Annotated in this window: 1 protein-coding gene; it reads right to left on the reverse strand. The window is 36.2% G+C overall.

Going from position 1 to position 665, the window contains the following annotated elements; genetic code table 11:
- Nucleotides 1–552 (reverse strand): hypothetical protein (locus tag A5844_RS14065; RefSeq protein WP_179190506.1); only part of this gene is annotated, 552 nt, incomplete at its 3' end.
- Between the last annotated feature and the right edge of the window lie 113 nt (nt 553–665).

Genomic DNA, 665 nt, shown 5'->3' on the forward strand with positions numbered 1-665 from the left:
TTCGATATTCGTAGTTACATGATTTAAGGCTCTTCGTTTCGATACCTTTTCTGGTAGATCCGTACTTACTGATTGATCAGAGACAGAATAATCGGGATTATTACTTCTTTCTATACTCTGATTGATAAGTTTTAATAAACTCTGATTGGTTATACTCTCTGCAGATTCTATAGTGGTTGATACTATCTCTCTCTTGTTTCTGTTTCCAGTTGTTGGGCTATTGGTAGTTTTGGTACTTGTTGATTCAGGTATATCGATAGTTTTCTCTTGTGTCTTACTCTGCTGAAATTCTCTCTCAAAATTTATAAAACCGATTGTATATATCAATGCTTGTAACGTAAATAGATCTCCTGTTCCTAGTTGTTCCTTAATAGTCTCAAGCGAGTCGCTTTTCTTCCCATCTTGTTCCTGATCGCTCTCTCTTTTCGCACGAAATATGGCATCAAAGGCTCTTCCTTCGACCTGTCTCTTATACACATCTAGATGTGTATAAGAGACAGATTGTAGTGTGGTCTTTTCTAATTCACTACCAGAGCTTTCTTTGATCTCCATTCCTTCCTTCGTGAAAAATCTTGCATTTTTTTATTGACAGCACTCGTTTCATTTCGCTTTTGAAAAAGAAGGAGATGATAATAAAAGATTGGAAGAGGCTCTGAATAACGTGT

This window comes from Candidatus Enterococcus wittei (genome assembly GCF_002140175.1).
Classification (GTDB): Bacteria; Bacillota; Bacilli; order Lactobacillales; family Enterococcaceae; genus Enterococcus_B; species Enterococcus_B wittei.